The following is a 15,204-nucleotide window of genomic DNA, read 5'->3' as shown; positions in this document are numbered from 1 at the left end:
TGCGGCGAGCGTCCCGGCATTTCGACTTTCGAGCGGGAGACCGGCAGTGCTTCATCAAATCATCGACCGCAGGCTGGCCGGCAAGAACAAGAGTATCGCCAATCGCGAACGCTTTCTGCGTCGCGTCAAGAACTACATTCGTCGTGCCGTGTCCGACGCGGTGCGCGACCGTAGCATCAAGGACATCCAGAACACGCAGAGCATCACGATCCCTCGCAAGGACATCGCGGAGCCGAATTTCCGGCACGGGCCGGGCGGGCGTCGCGAGTACGTGCACCCCGGCAACGAGGACTACGTGCGCGGCGACAAGATTCCGCGTCCGCAGGGCGGCGCGGGCGGCGGGGGCAGTCAGGCGAGCAACGAGGGCGAAGGGCAGGACGACTTCGTGTTCGAGCTCTCGCGCGACGAGTTCATGCAGTACTTCTTCGACGATCTCGAACTGCCGCGCCTCGTGAAGACGCACCTGCTCACGGTGCCGAGCTGGAAGAACGTGCGCGCGGGCTGGTCGGCGGAAGGCACGCCGAACAACATCGATGTCGTGCGATCGCTGCGCAGCGCGCTCGGCCGGCGCATCGCGCTCGGCTCGCCGCTCGTCAACGAGCTGCGCGAACTCGAGGCGCAGCTCGAATTGATGAAGAGCGATCCGGAAGACCGTCGCGCGGAAATCGCGACGCTCGAGGCCGAGATCCATCACCTGAAGGGGCGCATCTGGCGGATTCCGTTCATCGATCCGTTCGACCTGCGCTACATCAACCGCGTGAAGCAGCCGCAGCCGTCGAGCCAGGCCGTGATGTTCTGCCTGATGGACGTGTCGGGCTCGATGGACGAGCAGCGCAAGGATCTCTCGAAGCGCTTCTTCATCCTGCTTTACCTGTTCCTCAAGCGCAACTACGAGCGCATCGAGGTCGTGTTCATCCGCCACCATACGCGCGCCGAGGAAGTCGACGAAGATACCTTCTTCCATTCGACCGAGAGCGGCGGCACGGTCGTGTCGAGCGCGCTCGAGCTGATGCGCAAGGTGATGAACGAACGCTACTCGCCGACCGAGTGGAACATCTACGGCGCGCAGGCGTCCGACGGCGACAACTGGACCGACGATTCGCCCAAGTGTCGCAAAATCCTGGAAGAGGATATCCTCACGAAGACGCGTTACTTCGCGTATATCCAGGTCGCGCCGGAAGAGCAGAACCTGTGGCTGGAATACGCGCAGCTGGCCCTGTCGCAGCCGCATCTGGCGATGAAAAAAGCGGAATCGGCTGCCGACATCTACCCGGTGTTTCGCGAATTGTTCGAAAAGCAGGTGGAAATGTCATGACGACCCGCCATCTGCACAACGAGTCGCGCGGCTACGAGCCGCGCCCCTCCGGCGACGACACGGCCGGCCCTGCCGCGGCGCAGCAACGCGCGCAGGCCGAACCACCGCCGCCGGCCGCCGACTTGCCCGGTGTCGGGCAAAAGGAAGCGCGTATGAACGTTGCCGAACGCAAGCCGTTGCCGTGCCCGTCCGACTGGACGTTCGAACTGCTCGAGGAATACGACACGCACATCTCGCAGGTCGCGGAACAGTACGAGCTCGACATCTACCCGATCCAGCTCGAACTGATCAGCGCCGAACAGATGATGGACGCGTATGCGTCGGTCGGGATGCCCGTCAACTACCGTCACTGGTCGTTCGGCAAGCACTTCCTCTCGACCGAGAAGAGCTACCGCCGCGGCCAGATGGGCCTCGCGTACGAAATCGTCATCAATTCGAACCCTTGCATCGCGTATCTGATGGAAGAGAACACGATGACGATGCAGGCGCTCGTCATCGCGCACGCGGCGTACGGGCACAATTCGTTCTTCAAGGGCAACTACCTGTTCCGGCTGTGGACCGACGCGCACGCGATCATCGACTATCTCGTGTACGCGAAGAACTACGTGGCGGAATGCGAGGAGCGCTACGGTCTCGATCGCGTCGAGGAACTGCTCGATTCGTGCCATGCGCTGATGAACTACGGTGTCGACCGCTACAAGCGGCCGCAGAAGCCGTCGCTGTCGAAGGAAGCGGCGCTGCGGCGCGAGCGCGAGGCGTACCTGCAGTCGCAGGTGAATGAACTGTGGCGCACGCTGCCCGGCAAGAAGCCCGAGCTGATGGAGGAGCAGGAAGGCCGCTATCCGCCCGAGCCGCAGGAGAACCTGCTGTATTTCGCGGAGAAGAACGCGCCGCTGCTCGAACCGTGGGAGCGGGAAGTGATCCGCATCGTGCGCAAGATCGGCCAGTATTTCTACCCGCAACGGCAGACGCAGGTGATGAACGAAGGCTGGGCGACGTTCTGGCACTACACGCTGCTGAACACGCTGTATAACCAGGGCAAGCTGGAAGACGGCTTCATGATGGAGTTCCTGCATTCGCACAGCAACGTGGTCTACCAGCCGCCCGTCACGAAGCCGTACTACAGCGGGATCAACCCGTATGCGCTCGGCTTTTCGATGATGAGCGACATCCGGCGGATCTGCGAGGCGCCGACGGAAGAGGACTACAAGTGGTTTCCGGAGATCGCGGGCACCCCGTGGCTGCCGGCGATGCACTACGCGATGCGCAACTTCAAGGACGAGAGCTTCATCGCGCAGTACCTGTCGCCGAACCTGATCCGCGAGATGCGGCTCTTCTCGGTGCTCGACGACGACATGCGCGATTCGCTCGAGGTGTCGGCGATCCACGACGATTCCGGTTACCAGTACGTGCGGCAGGCGTTGTCGCGGCAGTACGACATCCATCACCGCGAGCCGAACATCCAGGTGTGGGCGGTGAACACGCGCGGCGACCGCAGCCTCACGCTGCGCCACTTCATGACCGACAACCGCCACCTGTCGAACGACAGCGACGAGGTGCTCAAGCACATGGCGCGGCTCTGGCAGTTCGACGTGTACCTGGAAAGCGTCGACGAGGCCGGCACCGTGCGCAAGCGCTACGAGTGCCGCTATGTGCCGCCGGAGGTGCGCGTGTGAGCGGTGCTTTCGGATAGTTTGCATCGGACGCCAGCCTGCGGGCTGGCGTTTTCATATGACGAACACGCGGCGGGAGAATATTTTTCTACATCCGGACGAACCCGGAAAGCCTGTTACTTTACATTTCGCTAAAATCCCGTAGCGCCGTGCGCCGGAACCGGTGCCACGTGTGACCGTACGCGGCGGCCCCGAGCCGTCTCGCCCAGAAAGTACTAAAAGGAACAGACCAACCCATGGACGTCCAGACCGACCAAGCTGCGCTGTCTGCGCATGACACCCGGCGGCGCGTGTTCGCCATCGTCGGCGCCTCATCGGGCAACCTCGTCGAGTGGTTCGACTTCTACATCTACTCGTTCTGCGCGCTGTACTTCGCGCCGGCGTTCTTCCCGAGCGGCAACACCACGACGCAGCTGCTGAACACGGCCGGCGTGTTCGCGGCCGGCTTCCTGATGCGTCCGATCGGCGGCTGGCTGTTCGGCCGCATCGCCGACCGTCACGGCCGTCGCGCGGCGATGATGATCTCGGTGCTGATGATGTGCGGCGGTTCGCTGGTGATCGCGGTGCTGCCGACCTATGCGCAGATCGGCGCGCTCGCGCCGGCGCTGCTGCTGGTCGCACGCCTGTTCCAGGGCCTGTCGGTGGGTGGTGAATACGGCACGAGCGCGACCTACATGAGCGAGGTCGCGCTGAAGGGCCGGCGCGGCTTCTTCGCGTCGTTCCAGTACGTGACGCTGATCGGCGGCCAGCTGTGCGCGCTGCTCGTGCTCGTGATCCTGCAGCAGACGCTGTCGGCCGACGAACTGAAGGCGTGGGGCTGGCGCATTCCGTTCGTCGTCGGCGCGGCGGCCGCGCTGATCTCGCTGTACCTGCGGAAATCGCTCGACGAAACGTCGACGAGCGCGTCGCGCGACAAGAAGGACGCCGGCACGATCCGCGGCGTGTGGCAGCACAAGGGCGCGTTCTTCACGGTGGTCGGCTTCACGGCCGGCGGCTCGCTGATCTTCTACACGTTCACCACGTACATGCAGAAGTACCTCGTGAACACGGCCGGCATGCACGCGAAGACGGCCAGCAACGTGATGACCGTCGCGCTGCTCGTCTACATGCTGATGCAGCCGGTGTTCGGCGCGCTGTCCGACAGGATCGGCCGCCGCACGTCGATGATCCTGTTCGGCTCGTTCGCGGTGATCGGCACGGTGCCGCTGATGCATGCGCTGAAGGACGTGACGAGCCCCGTGGCCGCGTTCGTGCTGATCACGGTCGCGCTGGCGATCGTCAGCTTCTACACGTCGATCAGCGGCCTCATCAAGGCCGAGATGTTCCCGCCGGAAGTGCGCGCGATGGGCGTCGGCCTGTCGTACGCGGTCGCGAACGCGATCTTCGGCGGCTCGGCCGAGTACGTCGCGCTGTGGTTCAAGTCGGTCGGCAGCGAGGAAACCTTCTACTGGTACGTGACGGTGCTGTGCGCGATCTCGCTGATCGTGTCGTGGCGGATGCGCGATCCGAGCAAGGAAGGGTATCTGCGCCACGAACCGTGATCGATTGCGCCGCGCGCGCACTCGCATCGTGACGAACGTCCCGCCAGCCGGCGGGACGTTTTTTTTGCGGCGCGCGACTACGCGGGCGGCAGCAGCATGGCGGCGGATGCCGGATCGGGCGCGCCCGACTGCCGGCCTTGCTCGACCAGCCATTCGAACATCCGCTCGACGATCGGCGAACGCGACGGGCCGTCGATGCGCGACAGCCACCACGTGGTGCCGGGCAGGCGCGGGTAGTCGGCGAGCACGGTCAGCGTGCGCTGGTCGAGGCCGGCCTGCGCGACGAGGCGCGGCAGGCATGCGAGGCCGCGGCCGCGCAGCACGGCGTCCAGCACGAGCCGCTGATCGTCGTAGATCGCGTGCATCCGGAAATCCGACAACTGCTCGCGAAACACCGTCGCCAGACGCTCGTCGGTCAGGCTCGCTTCGAGACAGATGAGCCCCGCATGCCGCGGGTGCTCGCCGCGCGGCATGCGTTCGAGCTGCTCGGCGAGCGCCGTCGCGCACACCGTTACCCATTCGTCGCGCATGAACGGGATATCCAGCAGGCCCGGCTGCAGCATCGGCCGCGTGCCGATCGTCATGTCGACGTCGATCTCATCGACATAGCGTGCGGTCTCGTCGGTCGACAGAAGCGGGCACAGGTCCGGCAGGATCTCCTGTAACTGCTCGAGGCGAGGCTGCAGCCAGCCGTGCAGCAACGGCGCCGGACACACCAGCACGACGAGCCCCGGGTTCAGATAGGTCGCGATGCGGTCGAGCCCGCCGCGCAACGTGTCCATCGCGCGCTGCACGCTGCGCTGCAGGACCTCGCCGGCGATGGTCAGTTCGACACCGCGGCCGCGCCGGCGGAACAGCGGCTGCCCGAGTTGCGCTTCAAGCTGCTGGATCTGATGGCTGATCGCCGATTGCGACAGGTGCAGCTCGTCGGCCGCGCGCGAGAAATTGCCCAGCCGGGCCGCGGCTTCGAAGCCGGTCAGCAGTTTCAGGGACGGAACGCGTTGCATTGAGGTATGAGGTGAATTGATTGATTTGGCCAAAAAATATCAATATTCATCAAGTTTAACCTGTCGCACAATCGGCCATCAATCACAACGGAGGCTGATCGATGGGTCGCTTTGATGCTCGCCAGCGCGGTTACCGGATGCCCGCCGAATGGGAATCCATGGATGCCACGTGGCTTGGATGGCCGGTTCTCGAAGGGCGCGAGGACTTGTGGGGCGTTCATTACGCGCAGGTGTGCCGCGAATTCGCGCTGGTCGCGCGGACCATCGCCCGCTATCAGCGCTGCGTGGTGGCCGTGCATCACAGTCAGGCCGACGCCGCGCGCGAGCTGGTGGGCGCGAGTGTCGACGTGTTGCCGGTCGCGGCCGAGGACAACTGGCTGCGCGATTGCGGGCCGATCTTCCTCGTCAGCGAACGGCGCGAGCTCGGCGCGGCCGTGTTCCGCTTCAACTGCTGGGGCGAGAAGTACCAGCCGTACGACGGCTGCCAGCAGGCCGGGCAGGACATCGCGCGCGCGGCCGGCGCCGAGATCTTCAATTCGCACATGGTGCTGGAGGGCGGCTCGTTCTACGTCGACGGGCAGGGCACGCTGGTCACCACCGAGAGCTGCCTGCTGCATCCCAATCGCAATCCGCACCTGAGTCGCGCGGAGATCGAGTCGGAGCTCCGGCGCATGCTCGGTGTCGAGAAGATCGTCTGGCTGCCGGGCAATCCCGACGAAGTGGAGACGAACGGGCACGTGGACGGCATCGCGTCGTTCATCGCGCCCGGCCGGATGCTGTGCCAGGCCGCGCAGCCGGAGCAGGGCGACTATTTCCGCGTGATGCGCGAAAACCGCCGTGCGCTGGAACTCGCGACCGACGCGGCCGGGCGCCGTTTCGAGCTGATCGACCTGCCGTCGCCGATCGTCAGCGAACGCTTCGGCTCCGAGCGCTACTGCGACTGCTATGCGAACTACATTCTGGTGAACGGCGCGGTGATCGTGACCGCGTTCGGCGTCGAGCAGGATCAGGCCGCGCGCGAGGTCTTCAGTCGCGCGTTCCCGGAGCGTAACGTGGTGATGTTGCCGATTCCGACGCTGTCGATCGGCGGCGGCAGCATCCACTGTTCGACGCAGCAGCAGCCGTCCGTCGCGCGCTGAGCGACGTTCCACCCGCGGTTTCCGATCCCACCGAGGAGCAATCGCAATGCCGTCCAAACACATCACCGTCGCCGCCGTCCAGATGGCGTCGGGCAGCTGGAATCTCGAAGACAACATGGCCACCGCGGAGCGCCTGATCCGCGAGGCCGCCGCGCAGGGCGCGAATCTCGTGCTGTGCCCGGAGTTGTTCGCGATGCCGTATTTCTGCGTCGATCAGAACGTGCGTCATCTCGAACTTGCGCAGCCGTTCGAAGGCAACGCGCAGATCGCCCGTTTCGCGGCGCTGGCTGGCGAGCTCGGCATCGTGCTGCCGATCGGCTTCTTCGAGCGTGCGGGCAATGCGGCGTACAACTCGATCGCCGTGGCGGATGCCGACGGACGCGTGCTAGGCGTCTACCGCAAGACGCATATCCCGGATGGGCCGGGTTATACGGAGAAGTTTTATTTCACGCCCGGCGACACCGGATTCAAGGTGTGGGACACGCGCTTCGGCCGGATCGGCATCGGCATCTGCTGGGACCAGTGGTACCCGGAGACGGCGCGCTGCCTCGCGCTGATGGGCGCCGAGCTCCTGTGCTTTCCGACCATCATCGGCTCGGAGCCGTTCAGCAGCGAGTTCGATTCGGCCGGCCACTGGCAGCGCACGATGCAGGGCCACGCAGCGGCCAACATGGTGCCGGTGGTGGCGGCCAACCGGATCGGCCGCGAAGTGGGTTTCGGCAACGGCAATCCGCAGCAGCAGGGGCTCACGGGCGTGTTCTACGGGTCGAGCTTCATTGCGGATCACACGGGCGAGAAGCGGGCCGAGGCGAACCGTACCGACGAAGCCGTGCTCGTGCACACGTTCGACCTCGACGCGATTCGCGCCGACCGGCAATCGTGGGGTTTCTTCCGCGATCGCCGCCCGGAGATGTATCGCACCTTGCTCACCAGCGACGGCGTGTCGTCCTGTTATCGATGAGGAGTGGCCGATGAAACGGAAAGGATGGCTGCGCTTCGCGGTGCCGGGCCTCGCGCTGTGCGTGCTGGCCGGAACGGCCCGGGCCGACGAAGAGAAGGTGCTGAACCTGTACAACTGGAGCAATTACTTCGCGCCGGATACCGTGTCCGCGTTCGAGAAGGAAACCGGCATCAAGGTTCGCTACGACGCATACGACAGCGACGAGACGCTGCAATCGAAACTGCTGACCGGCAACAGCGGCTACGACCTCGTGTGGCCGACCAACGACTTCATGGCCAAGCAGATCCAGGCCGGCGTGTTTCGCAAGCTCGACAAGAGCCGGTTGCCGAACCTGAAGTATCTCGATCCGTCGCTGCTGAAGCAGATGGCGCAATCCGATCCCGGCAACCAGTACGGCGTGCCGTACATGTGGGGCACCGTGGGTGTCGGCTACGACCGCGCCAAAGTGCGCGCGATCCTCGGCAAGGACATGCCGGCCGACAGCCTCGACCTGCTGTTCAACCCGGCGCTCGCGGCGCGTGTCGCCGCGCAGTGCGGGCTGGGCTTGCAGGACTCCGCGAGCACGGTGCTGCCGCTGGCGCTGCGCTACATCGGCCGCGATCCGATGCATCCGTCCGCGCAGGATTACGCGGCCGCGCAGGCGATGCTGATGAAGGTCCGGCCGTTCATCCGCGAGTTCGTCGGGTCGTCCGATGCGAACGAGCTGGTCGACGGCGAGCTGTGCGTGACGGTCGGCTTCTCCGGTGCGATCAACCTGGCCGCGCAGAAGGCGAAGGCGCGCGATCCGAAGCGCGATATCGTGTACGACATCCCGCGCATCGGCAGCCTGATGTGGTTCGACGCGATGGTCATTCCGGCATCCGCGAAACATCCGGACAACGCGCATGCGTTCATCAACTACATCCTGCGGCCGGACGTGATCGCGAAGATCTCGAATTCGACGCGCTACGCGAATGCGAACCAGGGTGCGCTGAAGCTGATGGACCCGGCGCTGGTGCGCGATCCGGGCATCTATCCGGACGAGTCGACGCGGCGCACGCTGTTTACGCCGATCGCCGAATCGCCGGCGACGATGCGTCTCGAAGGCCGAACCTGGCTCGGTTTCAAGACGGCGCGACCGTGACGGCACACCATGAAACAATTGAAGCAACCGGCAAGCGAAAGAGGAATGCCATGACAACGAGACGTCAACTGTTGAAACGCGGCCTGTCCGTATCGGGCGCGGCGCTGGCCGCCAGCACGCTGGGCGGCTTGCTCGGCCGCGCCGCGCATGCGCAGCAGGGCGCGGCCTGGCACATGCCGGACGAGGGCGCGCCGCACACGGCGACCTGGATGGCGTTCGGCCCGAGCGAGGACATCTGGGGCGCGCGGCTCTTGCCCGTGGTGCGCGAGAACCTCGCCGCGGTCGCGAAGGCGATTGCCGCGCACGAGCCGCTCAAGATGCTGGTGCGGGAACAGGACTACGCGATCGCGTCGCGCCTGTGCGGCTCGTCGGTCGAGCTCGTCCAGCATCCGGTCGACGATCTGTGGATGCGCGACACGGGGCCCGTGTTCGTGAAGAACGGGTCGGGCCAGCTCGGCGGCGTGAGCTTCAATTTCAACGGCTGGGGCAACAAGCAGGAACACGACCAGGACGCGGAAGTCGCGCCGTTCGTCGCCGAACGCGCCGGTGCGCGGCTGGTCGATACGCGGCTGGTGCTGGAAGGCGGCGGCATCGAGGTGGACGGCGAGGGGACGGCGATCATCACGCGCAGCTGCGTGCTCAATCCGAACCGCAACCCGGGCGTCAGTCAGGCCCAGTGCGAGGCGGAGCTGAGCCGGTTGTTGGGGCTGAAGAAGATCATCTGGTTGCCCGGCATCGCGGGCAAGGACATCACCGACGGGCATACCGACTTCTACGCGCGCTTCACGAGCCCGGGTGTCGTGGTGGCCGGGCTCGACACGGACCCGTCCTCGTACGACCACGCGGTGACGCGACAGCATCTGGAGATCCTGCGGAAAGCCACCGACGCGAAGGGCCGCCCGCTGAAGGTCGTCGTGCTGCCGGGCCCGAAGACCGTCCGGCACACCTACGAGAACGCGGAGTTCGCGGCCGGCTACATCAACTTCTATGTGTGCAACCGCGCAGTGATCGCGCCGCAGTTCGGCGACAGCCGGGCCGACCGCAATACGCGCGACACGCTCGTCGACCTGTTTCCCGGCCGCGAAGTCATTCAGCTGAATATCGACGGCATCGCGGCGGGCGGCGGCGGCATCCACTGCACCACGCAACAGCAGCCGGCCTGAGCACGGTCGCGGGCCGGTCTGCGTGACCGGTTCGCACGGCTGTCGACATTCACCGGTCGTTCCGGACTACTGATCAACAATATGGAACCTGTCCAGATGGACGGGAGCCGGCACGCGCGCCGGCTGCGCAATGGAGTGAACACATGACGAAAAAAGGGACCCGTGCAAGCGTGGACAAACACGTGCGGCACAAGCCGGATACCGGCCGACGCGGCTTCCTCCGCTGTTCGGCCGCGTGGTTCGGCATGCCGCTGCTGGGCAGCCTGGCCGCGTGCGGTGGCGGCGACGGAGCGTCCGATGCGGCTTCCGCGCCGCGCGTGACGCCACCGACGCCGTCGGCTCGGCAGGCCGTGTACCGGCTGCCGGCCGAAGATGCGCCGCACGCGTCGACCTACATGGCTTTCGCGTCCGGCACGGAAGGCATCTGGATGCCCGTCACGTCGCAAAGCACGGATGCCGGCATCGACCGGGTTCGGGCCGACCTGATGGACGTCGCGAAAGCGATCGGCGCAACCGAGCCGGTCAACATGCTGGTGCTGCCGGCCGATCTCGACGCGGCCCGCGCGCTGCTCACGACCGCAAGCGTCGCGAATCCCGACCTGCATGCACGTTATGCGGCGCGTCCGGCGGGCACGGGCGGGATCAACCTCGTGCCGCTCGCCGACGGCTTCAACGACTTCTGGGTGCGCGACACGGGTTGCGTGTTCGTCAGGGACACCGCGAACGGCAATGCGCTGAATGCGGTCGGCTTCAATTTCAACGGGTGGGGCAACGCAAACACCGACGGCGTCGGCGCGACGATCCCGCCGGCGGTAGCCGCCGCGAGCAACCGGTCGAAGGCGGGCAAGTTCTTCCAGCCGTTCGGCCGCGACAGCACGGTGGCAGGCTGGATGGCACAGACGAAAGGCGCGAACCTGATCCGAAGCACGTTGACGCTCGAAGGCGGTGCGATCGAATTCGACGGTGATGCGACGGCGATCCTCACCGAATCGGCCGTGCTGCACGTGAACCGGAATCCGCAGTTGTTCGACATCCCGAACGGTGTCATCGCCAACGCGACACTGCTGCCGACGGCGAAAGATACCGTGCTCGCCGAGTTGCAGCGTACGCTCGGCGTGCGCAAGATCATCTGGCTGCCGGGCACGGCGACCTATCCGCGCGGTGCCGGCGTGGGCGGTGCCGGTGGCGCGGCGACGCCGGCCGGCGAAAGCGACATCACGAACGGCCACGTCGATTTCTATGCGCGGTTTCTCGCGCCGGGTGTGGTCGCGTGCTGCTACGACGCGTCGAATTCGACCGGCGAACGCGCGTTGACCGACGCGAACCGGCAGCGTCTTGCCGGCCAGACGGATGCGAACGGCCGGCCGCTGCAGATCGTCGAACTCGTGCCGCCGGTCAACTTCGGCACGTCCGCGGGCACGAGCCTGAGCGAAAAGCAACTGTCGCATTTCGCGGCCGGCTACATCAATTTCTACACGTGCAACGGCGCGATCGTGATGCCGAAGTTCAACGACGCGGCGGCCGACGCGGCCGCGGTCGCCGCCATCCGCCCGTATGCAGGGAACCGCGCGATCGTGCAGGTCGACATCCTCGGCATCGCGTCGGGGGGCGGCGGCATCCACTGCTCGACCCGGGAAGTGCCGGCATGAGCGTGTCGTGTCATATCGATATGGAAATCGATTCGTTGTCCGTGACGCGCGATTTCCTTAATCTGAACCCGTAGTTCGTGTGACACCTCCTTGACTGGGATTCGCGCCCGCTGCTTGCAGCGGGCGTCTTTTTTGGTGCGCTGCATCCCACGTCGGCCCGTGCGGGGTTGGTGGCGAGAGGCGACTCGCCTATGCTGGTTGCTGCGTGTCCGCGCGGCGGTCCGGATCGGCCGGACCGGTGACGTTTCGATGACATGCCACGTCAAGGAGAAACACCATGAGCAAACCCGCGATCGTGCTCGTGCACGGCTTCTGGGGCGGCGCCGCGCACTGGGCAAAAGTGATCGTCGAACTTGCGCGCAAGGGGCATGTGTCGCTGCATGCGGTCGAGATGCCGCTGACATCGCTCGCCGACGATGCAGAACGCACGCGCAAGATGGTCAGGCAGGTGGACGGCCCCGTGCTGCTGGTCGGCCATTCGTACGGCGGGGCGGTGATCAGCGAGGCCGGCAACCTGCCGAATGTCGCGGGCCTCGTGTTCATTGCCGCGTTCGCGCCGGACGCCGGCGAAAGCCCCGGCGCGATCACGCAGGAACACCTGCCGGTGGCCGCGCCGAATCTCGCGCCCGACAGCGACGGTTTTCTGTGGCTCAAGCCCGACAAATTCCACGAAAGCTTCTGCCAGGACCTTTCGTCGGACGAAGCGCTCGTGATGGCCGTCACGCAGAAGGCGCCGCTGGCGAGCACGTTCGCCGACACCGTCAGCACACCCGCGTGGCGCGCGAAGCCGTCGTGGTACCAGATCTCGAGCGAGGACCGGATGATCGCGCCGGAGAACCAGGAGCGGATGTCGGCGCGGATGAATGCGCGCAAGGTCATCACGCTCGATGCGAGCCACGCGTCGCTCGCGTCGAAACCGGTGGCGGTCGCCGCGCTGATCGACGAGGCGGCCGCTTCGCTCGCCGGATAAGGCAAGGATCGACGGGAAGGGCGCAGCGCCATGCCGTGCCCGCGGCCGGTATCGCTCATCACGAAACCCGCTGAGCAAAGCACCATTTGTTGGTTCGAATTCGCCGCACGCGCTGATACGTTAGCGGCTTCGCGACCCACACGCGTCGCGATGTTCCTCGAACCGGGCCGCCGCGCGATCCGCGGCGGCCTTCATAACAAGACAGGTCGTGCTCATGAAATTCCACACTCTCGCTACGTGGCTCGTCGGGGCCGCGCTCATTACCGCCGGCACCGTCGCGCATGCGGATCGCCTCGACGACATCAAGAAGGCCGGCGTGCTGCGCGTCGCGACGTTCGACAGCAACCCGCCGTTCGGTTATGTCGATGCGAAGAACAACCACATCGTCGGTCTCGACGTCGACTATGCGAAGGCGCTTGCCGACAAGCTCGGCGTGAAGCTGCAACTTCAGCCAACCAACCCCGCGAACCGCATTCCGTTCCTGACCTCCGGCAAGGTCGATCTCGTGCTCGCGAACTTCACGATCACCGACGAGCGCGCGAAGCAGGTCGACTTCAGCATTCCGTATTTCTCGTCGGGCCAGCAGTTTCTCGCGAAGAAGGGCGTGCTGAAATCGGCCGACCAGTTGAGCGGCTTGCGCGTCGGTGCGGACAAGGGCACGACGAACGAAATCACGCTGCGCGAGAAATTCCCGAAGGCGACGATCGTCGCTTATGACGACACGCCGTTCGCGTTCGCCGCGCTGCGCGCGGGCAACGTGCAGGCGATCACGCAGGACGGCCCGAAGCTGATCGGCCTGCTCGCGAACGTGCCCGACAAGCAGAACTACGAGATCCCGGCGTTCACGATCTCGAACGACTACATGGGCGTCGGCGTGCCGAAGGGCGAGACGCGCCTGCTCGGCTTCGTCAACGACACGCTGAAGGGGCTCGAGGCGAACGGCCGCGCCACGCAGATCTACGACGCATGGTTCGGGCCGACGACGAAGACGCCGCTCACGCGCATCTTCCGCATCGGCGACAAGACCTGATTCACGCCGCACGCGCGCCGCGACCTGCCGGAACATCGGCGTCGCGGCGCTTTCCGTTTTCTTCCGATCGCGCTTAGCGCGCGCACCCAGGCATGCTCGGGTTGGCTCCCAAATATCTGTTCTGGCTCTGGCAGGGTTTCCTGCTGACACTCGGCCTCGCGGCCGCGTCGGCCGTCGCCGCAACCGCCGGCGGGCTGTTGCTCGCGGTCATGCGTCACGCGCGAAGCACGGCCCTGCGAATGACCGCGTCCGCGTATGTCGTCGCGTTCCGCAACACGCCGCTGCTCGTGCAGTTGCTGTTCTGGTATTTCGGCGTGGCGTCGCTGCTGCCCGACACGTGGATCGCGTGGCTGAACGCGCGCCATGCATTGAGCGCAGGCCCGTTCACGCTCGCATGGCCGTCGTTCGAATTCGTCGCGGGCTGGGTCGGGCTGAGTGCGTACACGGCCGCGTTCGTCGCGGAGGAATGCGAAGCCGGCCTGCGCGGCGTGCGTCGCGCACAGCATGACGCGGCGGCCGCGCTCGGCCTCACGCCGATGCAGTCGCTGCGTTATGTGGTGCTGCCGCAGGCCGTGCGTATCGCGTTGCCGCCGCTGTGCGGTCAATACATGAATCTCGTGAAGAACTCGTCGCTCGCGATGGCGATCGGCGTGGCCGAGCTGTCGTATGCGTCGCGGCAGGTCGAAACGGAAACGTTCAAGACCTTCGCCGCGTTCGGCGTCGCGACCTTGCTGTACGTCGCGGCGGTGGCCGCGATCGAGGCCGGCGCATACGCGGCCACGCAATGGCGCGACAGGCTGGGAGCGGGGCGCTGACGATGGATTTTTCACTGCTGCTCGCCAACCTGCCGTACCTGCTCGTCGGCGCATTCCCGGAAGGCCCGCTCGGCGGCGCCGCGCTGTCGCTGGTGCTCGCGATCGCGTCCGCCATAACGTCGGCCGTGCTCGGTGTCGCGCTCGGCGTCGCGATGACGCTCGCGCGCGGCCCCGTACGCGTGCTGCTGCTCGCGTTCATCGGCTTCTTCCGCGCGATTCCGGTGCTGATGCTGATCTTCTGGACGTATTTCCTGATGCCCATGCTGCTGCACATGGACGTGCCGGGGCTCGCGACGGTCGTCTGCGCGCTCGCGCTGATCGGCGGTGCGTATCTCGCGCATGCGGTGCATGCGGGCATCGTCGCGGCGGGGGACGGGCAATGGCAGGCCGGGCTGTCGCTCGGGCTCACGCGCTGGCAGACGGTGCGCTACGTGCTGCTGCCGCAGGCGATCCGGATCATGACGCCGTCGTTCGTGAACCAGTGGGTCGCGCTCGTGAAGGACACGTCGCTCGCGTATATCGTCGGCGTGCCGGAACTGTCGTTCGTCGCGACGCAGGTGAACAACCGGCTGATGGTGTATCCGGCGCCGATCTTCCTGTTCGTCGCGGTGATCTATCTGGTGCTGTGCACGTCGCTCGACGGTGCGGCACGCTGGCTGCTGTCGCGCGGCCCGCGTGCGGAACGCGTCGGGCAGACGACGGCCGAGCGCACGGAGCCCGCGCGGTGACGATGCATCACGGCCGTGGCCGTGGAGAACGTCCGGCGACGAAACGTCAATGATCCGCGATGGACCGCACGCCGCGCAGGTCGGGCGCGG

The 15,204-nt window shown here is 65.8% G+C and carries 13 protein-coding genes; 12 read left to right on the top strand and 1 reads right to left on the bottom strand.

Going from position 1 to position 15,204, the window contains the following annotated elements; genetic code table 11:
- The first annotated feature begins 46 nt into the window (after positions 1 to 46).
- The 3 genes from ACTRWB_RS19520 (at position 47) to ACTRWB_RS19510 (ending at position 4,529) form a co-directional block, all read left to right on the top strand.
- Positions 47 to 1,315: a YeaH/YhbH family protein gene (locus tag ACTRWB_RS19520; RefSeq protein WP_129514501.1), complete on the top strand. Its 1,269-nt coding sequence runs from the start codon at positions 47 to 49 to the stop codon at positions 1,313 to 1,315.
- Positions 1,312 to 2,991, top strand: a complete 1,680-nt coding sequence (locus tag ACTRWB_RS19515) for a SpoVR family protein (protein ID WP_129514502.1) — start codon at positions 1,312 to 1,314, stop codon at positions 2,989 to 2,991. Before ACTRWB_RS19520 ends, ACTRWB_RS19515 begins: the two co-directional genes overlap by 4 nt.
- Before the next feature lie 233 nt (positions 2,992 to 3,224).
- On the top strand, positions 3,225 to 4,529 hold the full coding sequence (locus tag ACTRWB_RS19510) for an MFS family transporter (RefSeq protein WP_129514503.1): 1,305 nt from the start codon (positions 3,225 to 3,227) through the stop codon (positions 4,527 to 4,529).
- A gap of 77 nt (positions 4,530 to 4,606) precedes the next feature.
- Here ACTRWB_RS19510 and ACTRWB_RS19505 read toward each other — a convergent pair whose 3' ends face one another.
- The gene (locus tag ACTRWB_RS19505; protein ID WP_446902944.1) at positions 4,607 to 5,536 is read right to left on the bottom strand and encodes a LysR family transcriptional regulator; all 930 of its coding nucleotides are present in this window, start codon (positions 5,534 to 5,536) and stop codon (positions 4,607 to 4,609) included.
- 101 nt (positions 5,537 to 5,637) lie between these two features.
- Between ACTRWB_RS19505 and ACTRWB_RS19500 the strand changes: the two genes are divergently transcribed.
- From ACTRWB_RS19500 to ACTRWB_RS19460, 9 genes are all read left to right on the top strand, one after another.
- Complete coding sequence (locus ACTRWB_RS19500) at positions 5,638 to 6,675, top strand: agmatine deiminase family protein (protein WP_446902943.1); 1,038 nt, start codon at positions 5,638 to 5,640, stop codon at positions 6,673 to 6,675.
- A 46-nt stretch (positions 6,676 to 6,721) separates the two neighbouring features.
- On the top strand, positions 6,722 to 7,636 hold the full coding sequence (aguB, locus tag ACTRWB_RS19495) for an N-carbamoylputrescine amidase (RefSeq protein ID WP_446902942.1): 915 nt from the start codon (positions 6,722 to 6,724) through the stop codon (positions 7,634 to 7,636).
- 10 nt (positions 7,637 to 7,646) lie between these two features.
- Positions 7,647 to 8,759, top strand: coding sequence for a polyamine ABC transporter substrate-binding protein (locus tag ACTRWB_RS19490; protein WP_129514507.1), 1,113 nt, complete (start codon positions 7,647 to 7,649; stop codon positions 8,757 to 8,759).
- Positions 8,760 to 8,809: 50 nt separating this feature from the next.
- Entirely contained in the window at positions 8,810 to 9,922 is a 1,113-nt protein-coding gene (locus ACTRWB_RS19485) for an agmatine deiminase family protein (protein WP_446902941.1), read from the top strand.
- 143 nt (positions 9,923 to 10,065) lie between these two features.
- Positions 10,066 to 11,571 carry an agmatine deiminase family protein gene (locus ACTRWB_RS19480; RefSeq protein WP_446902940.1) on the top strand — a complete coding sequence of 502 codons (1,506 nt, stop codon included), beginning with the start codon at positions 10,066 to 10,068 and terminating at the stop codon, positions 11,569 to 11,571.
- Between the two features lie 277 nt (positions 11,572 to 11,848).
- Positions 11,849 to 12,541 (top strand): alpha/beta hydrolase, encoded by a 693-nt coding sequence (locus tag ACTRWB_RS19475; protein WP_446902939.1) that lies wholly within the window; start codon positions 11,849 to 11,851, stop codon positions 12,539 to 12,541.
- 214 nt (positions 12,542 to 12,755) lie between these two features.
- On the top strand, positions 12,756 to 13,571 hold the full coding sequence (locus tag ACTRWB_RS19470; protein ID WP_446902938.1) for an ABC transporter substrate-binding protein: 816 nt from the start codon (positions 12,756 to 12,758) through the stop codon (positions 13,569 to 13,571).
- Between the two features lie 92 nt (positions 13,572 to 13,663).
- Positions 13,664 to 14,386 carry an amino acid ABC transporter permease gene (locus tag ACTRWB_RS19465; RefSeq protein WP_446902937.1) on the top strand — a complete coding sequence of 241 codons (723 nt, stop codon included), beginning with the start codon at positions 13,664 to 13,666 and terminating at the stop codon, positions 14,384 to 14,386.
- 2 nt (positions 14,387 to 14,388) lie between these two features.
- Complete coding sequence (locus ACTRWB_RS19460) at positions 14,389 to 15,114, top strand: amino acid ABC transporter permease (RefSeq protein WP_446902936.1); 726 nt, start codon at positions 14,389 to 14,391, stop codon at positions 15,112 to 15,114.
- Positions 15,115 to 15,204: the final 90 nt, after the last annotated feature.

The organism is Burkholderia sp. YIM B11467 (genome assembly GCF_052952715.1).
Note: the sequence above shows the minus strand (reverse complement) of the source record. Positions and strands in the feature narration are given on the sequence as shown.

Coding starts and splice junctions, on each gene's coding strand:
- ACTRWB_RS19515 (WP_129514502.1), top strand. CDS start 1,312: ATGACGACCCGCCATCTGCACAACGAGTCGCGCGGCTACGAGCCGCGC.
- ACTRWB_RS19510 (WP_129514503.1), top strand. CDS start 3,225: ATGGACGTCCAGACCGACCAAGCTGCGCTGTCTGCGCATGACACCCGG.
- ACTRWB_RS19505 (WP_446902944.1), bottom strand. CDS start 5,536: ATGCAACGCGTTCCGTCCCTGAAACTGCTGACCGGCTTCGAAGCCGCG.
- ACTRWB_RS19500 (WP_446902943.1), top strand. CDS start 5,638: ATGGGTCGCTTTGATGCTCGCCAGCGCGGTTACCGGATGCCCGCCGAA.
- aguB (WP_446902942.1), top strand. CDS start 6,722: ATGCCGTCCAAACACATCACCGTCGCCGCCGTCCAGATGGCGTCGGGC.
- ACTRWB_RS19490 (WP_129514507.1), top strand. CDS start 7,647: ATGAAACGGAAAGGATGGCTGCGCTTCGCGGTGCCGGGCCTCGCGCTG.
- ACTRWB_RS19485 (WP_446902941.1), top strand. CDS start 8,810: ATGACAACGAGACGTCAACTGTTGAAACGCGGCCTGTCCGTATCGGGC.
- ACTRWB_RS19480 (WP_446902940.1), top strand. CDS start 10,066: ATGACGAAAAAAGGGACCCGTGCAAGCGTGGACAAACACGTGCGGCAC.
- ACTRWB_RS19475 (WP_446902939.1), top strand. CDS start 11,849: ATGAGCAAACCCGCGATCGTGCTCGTGCACGGCTTCTGGGGCGGCGCC.
- ACTRWB_RS19470 (WP_446902938.1), top strand. CDS start 12,756: ATGAAATTCCACACTCTCGCTACGTGGCTCGTCGGGGCCGCGCTCATT.
- ACTRWB_RS19465 (WP_446902937.1), top strand. CDS start 13,664: ATGCTCGGGTTGGCTCCCAAATATCTGTTCTGGCTCTGGCAGGGTTTC.
- ACTRWB_RS19460 (WP_446902936.1), top strand. CDS start 14,389: ATGGATTTTTCACTGCTGCTCGCCAACCTGCCGTACCTGCTCGTCGGC.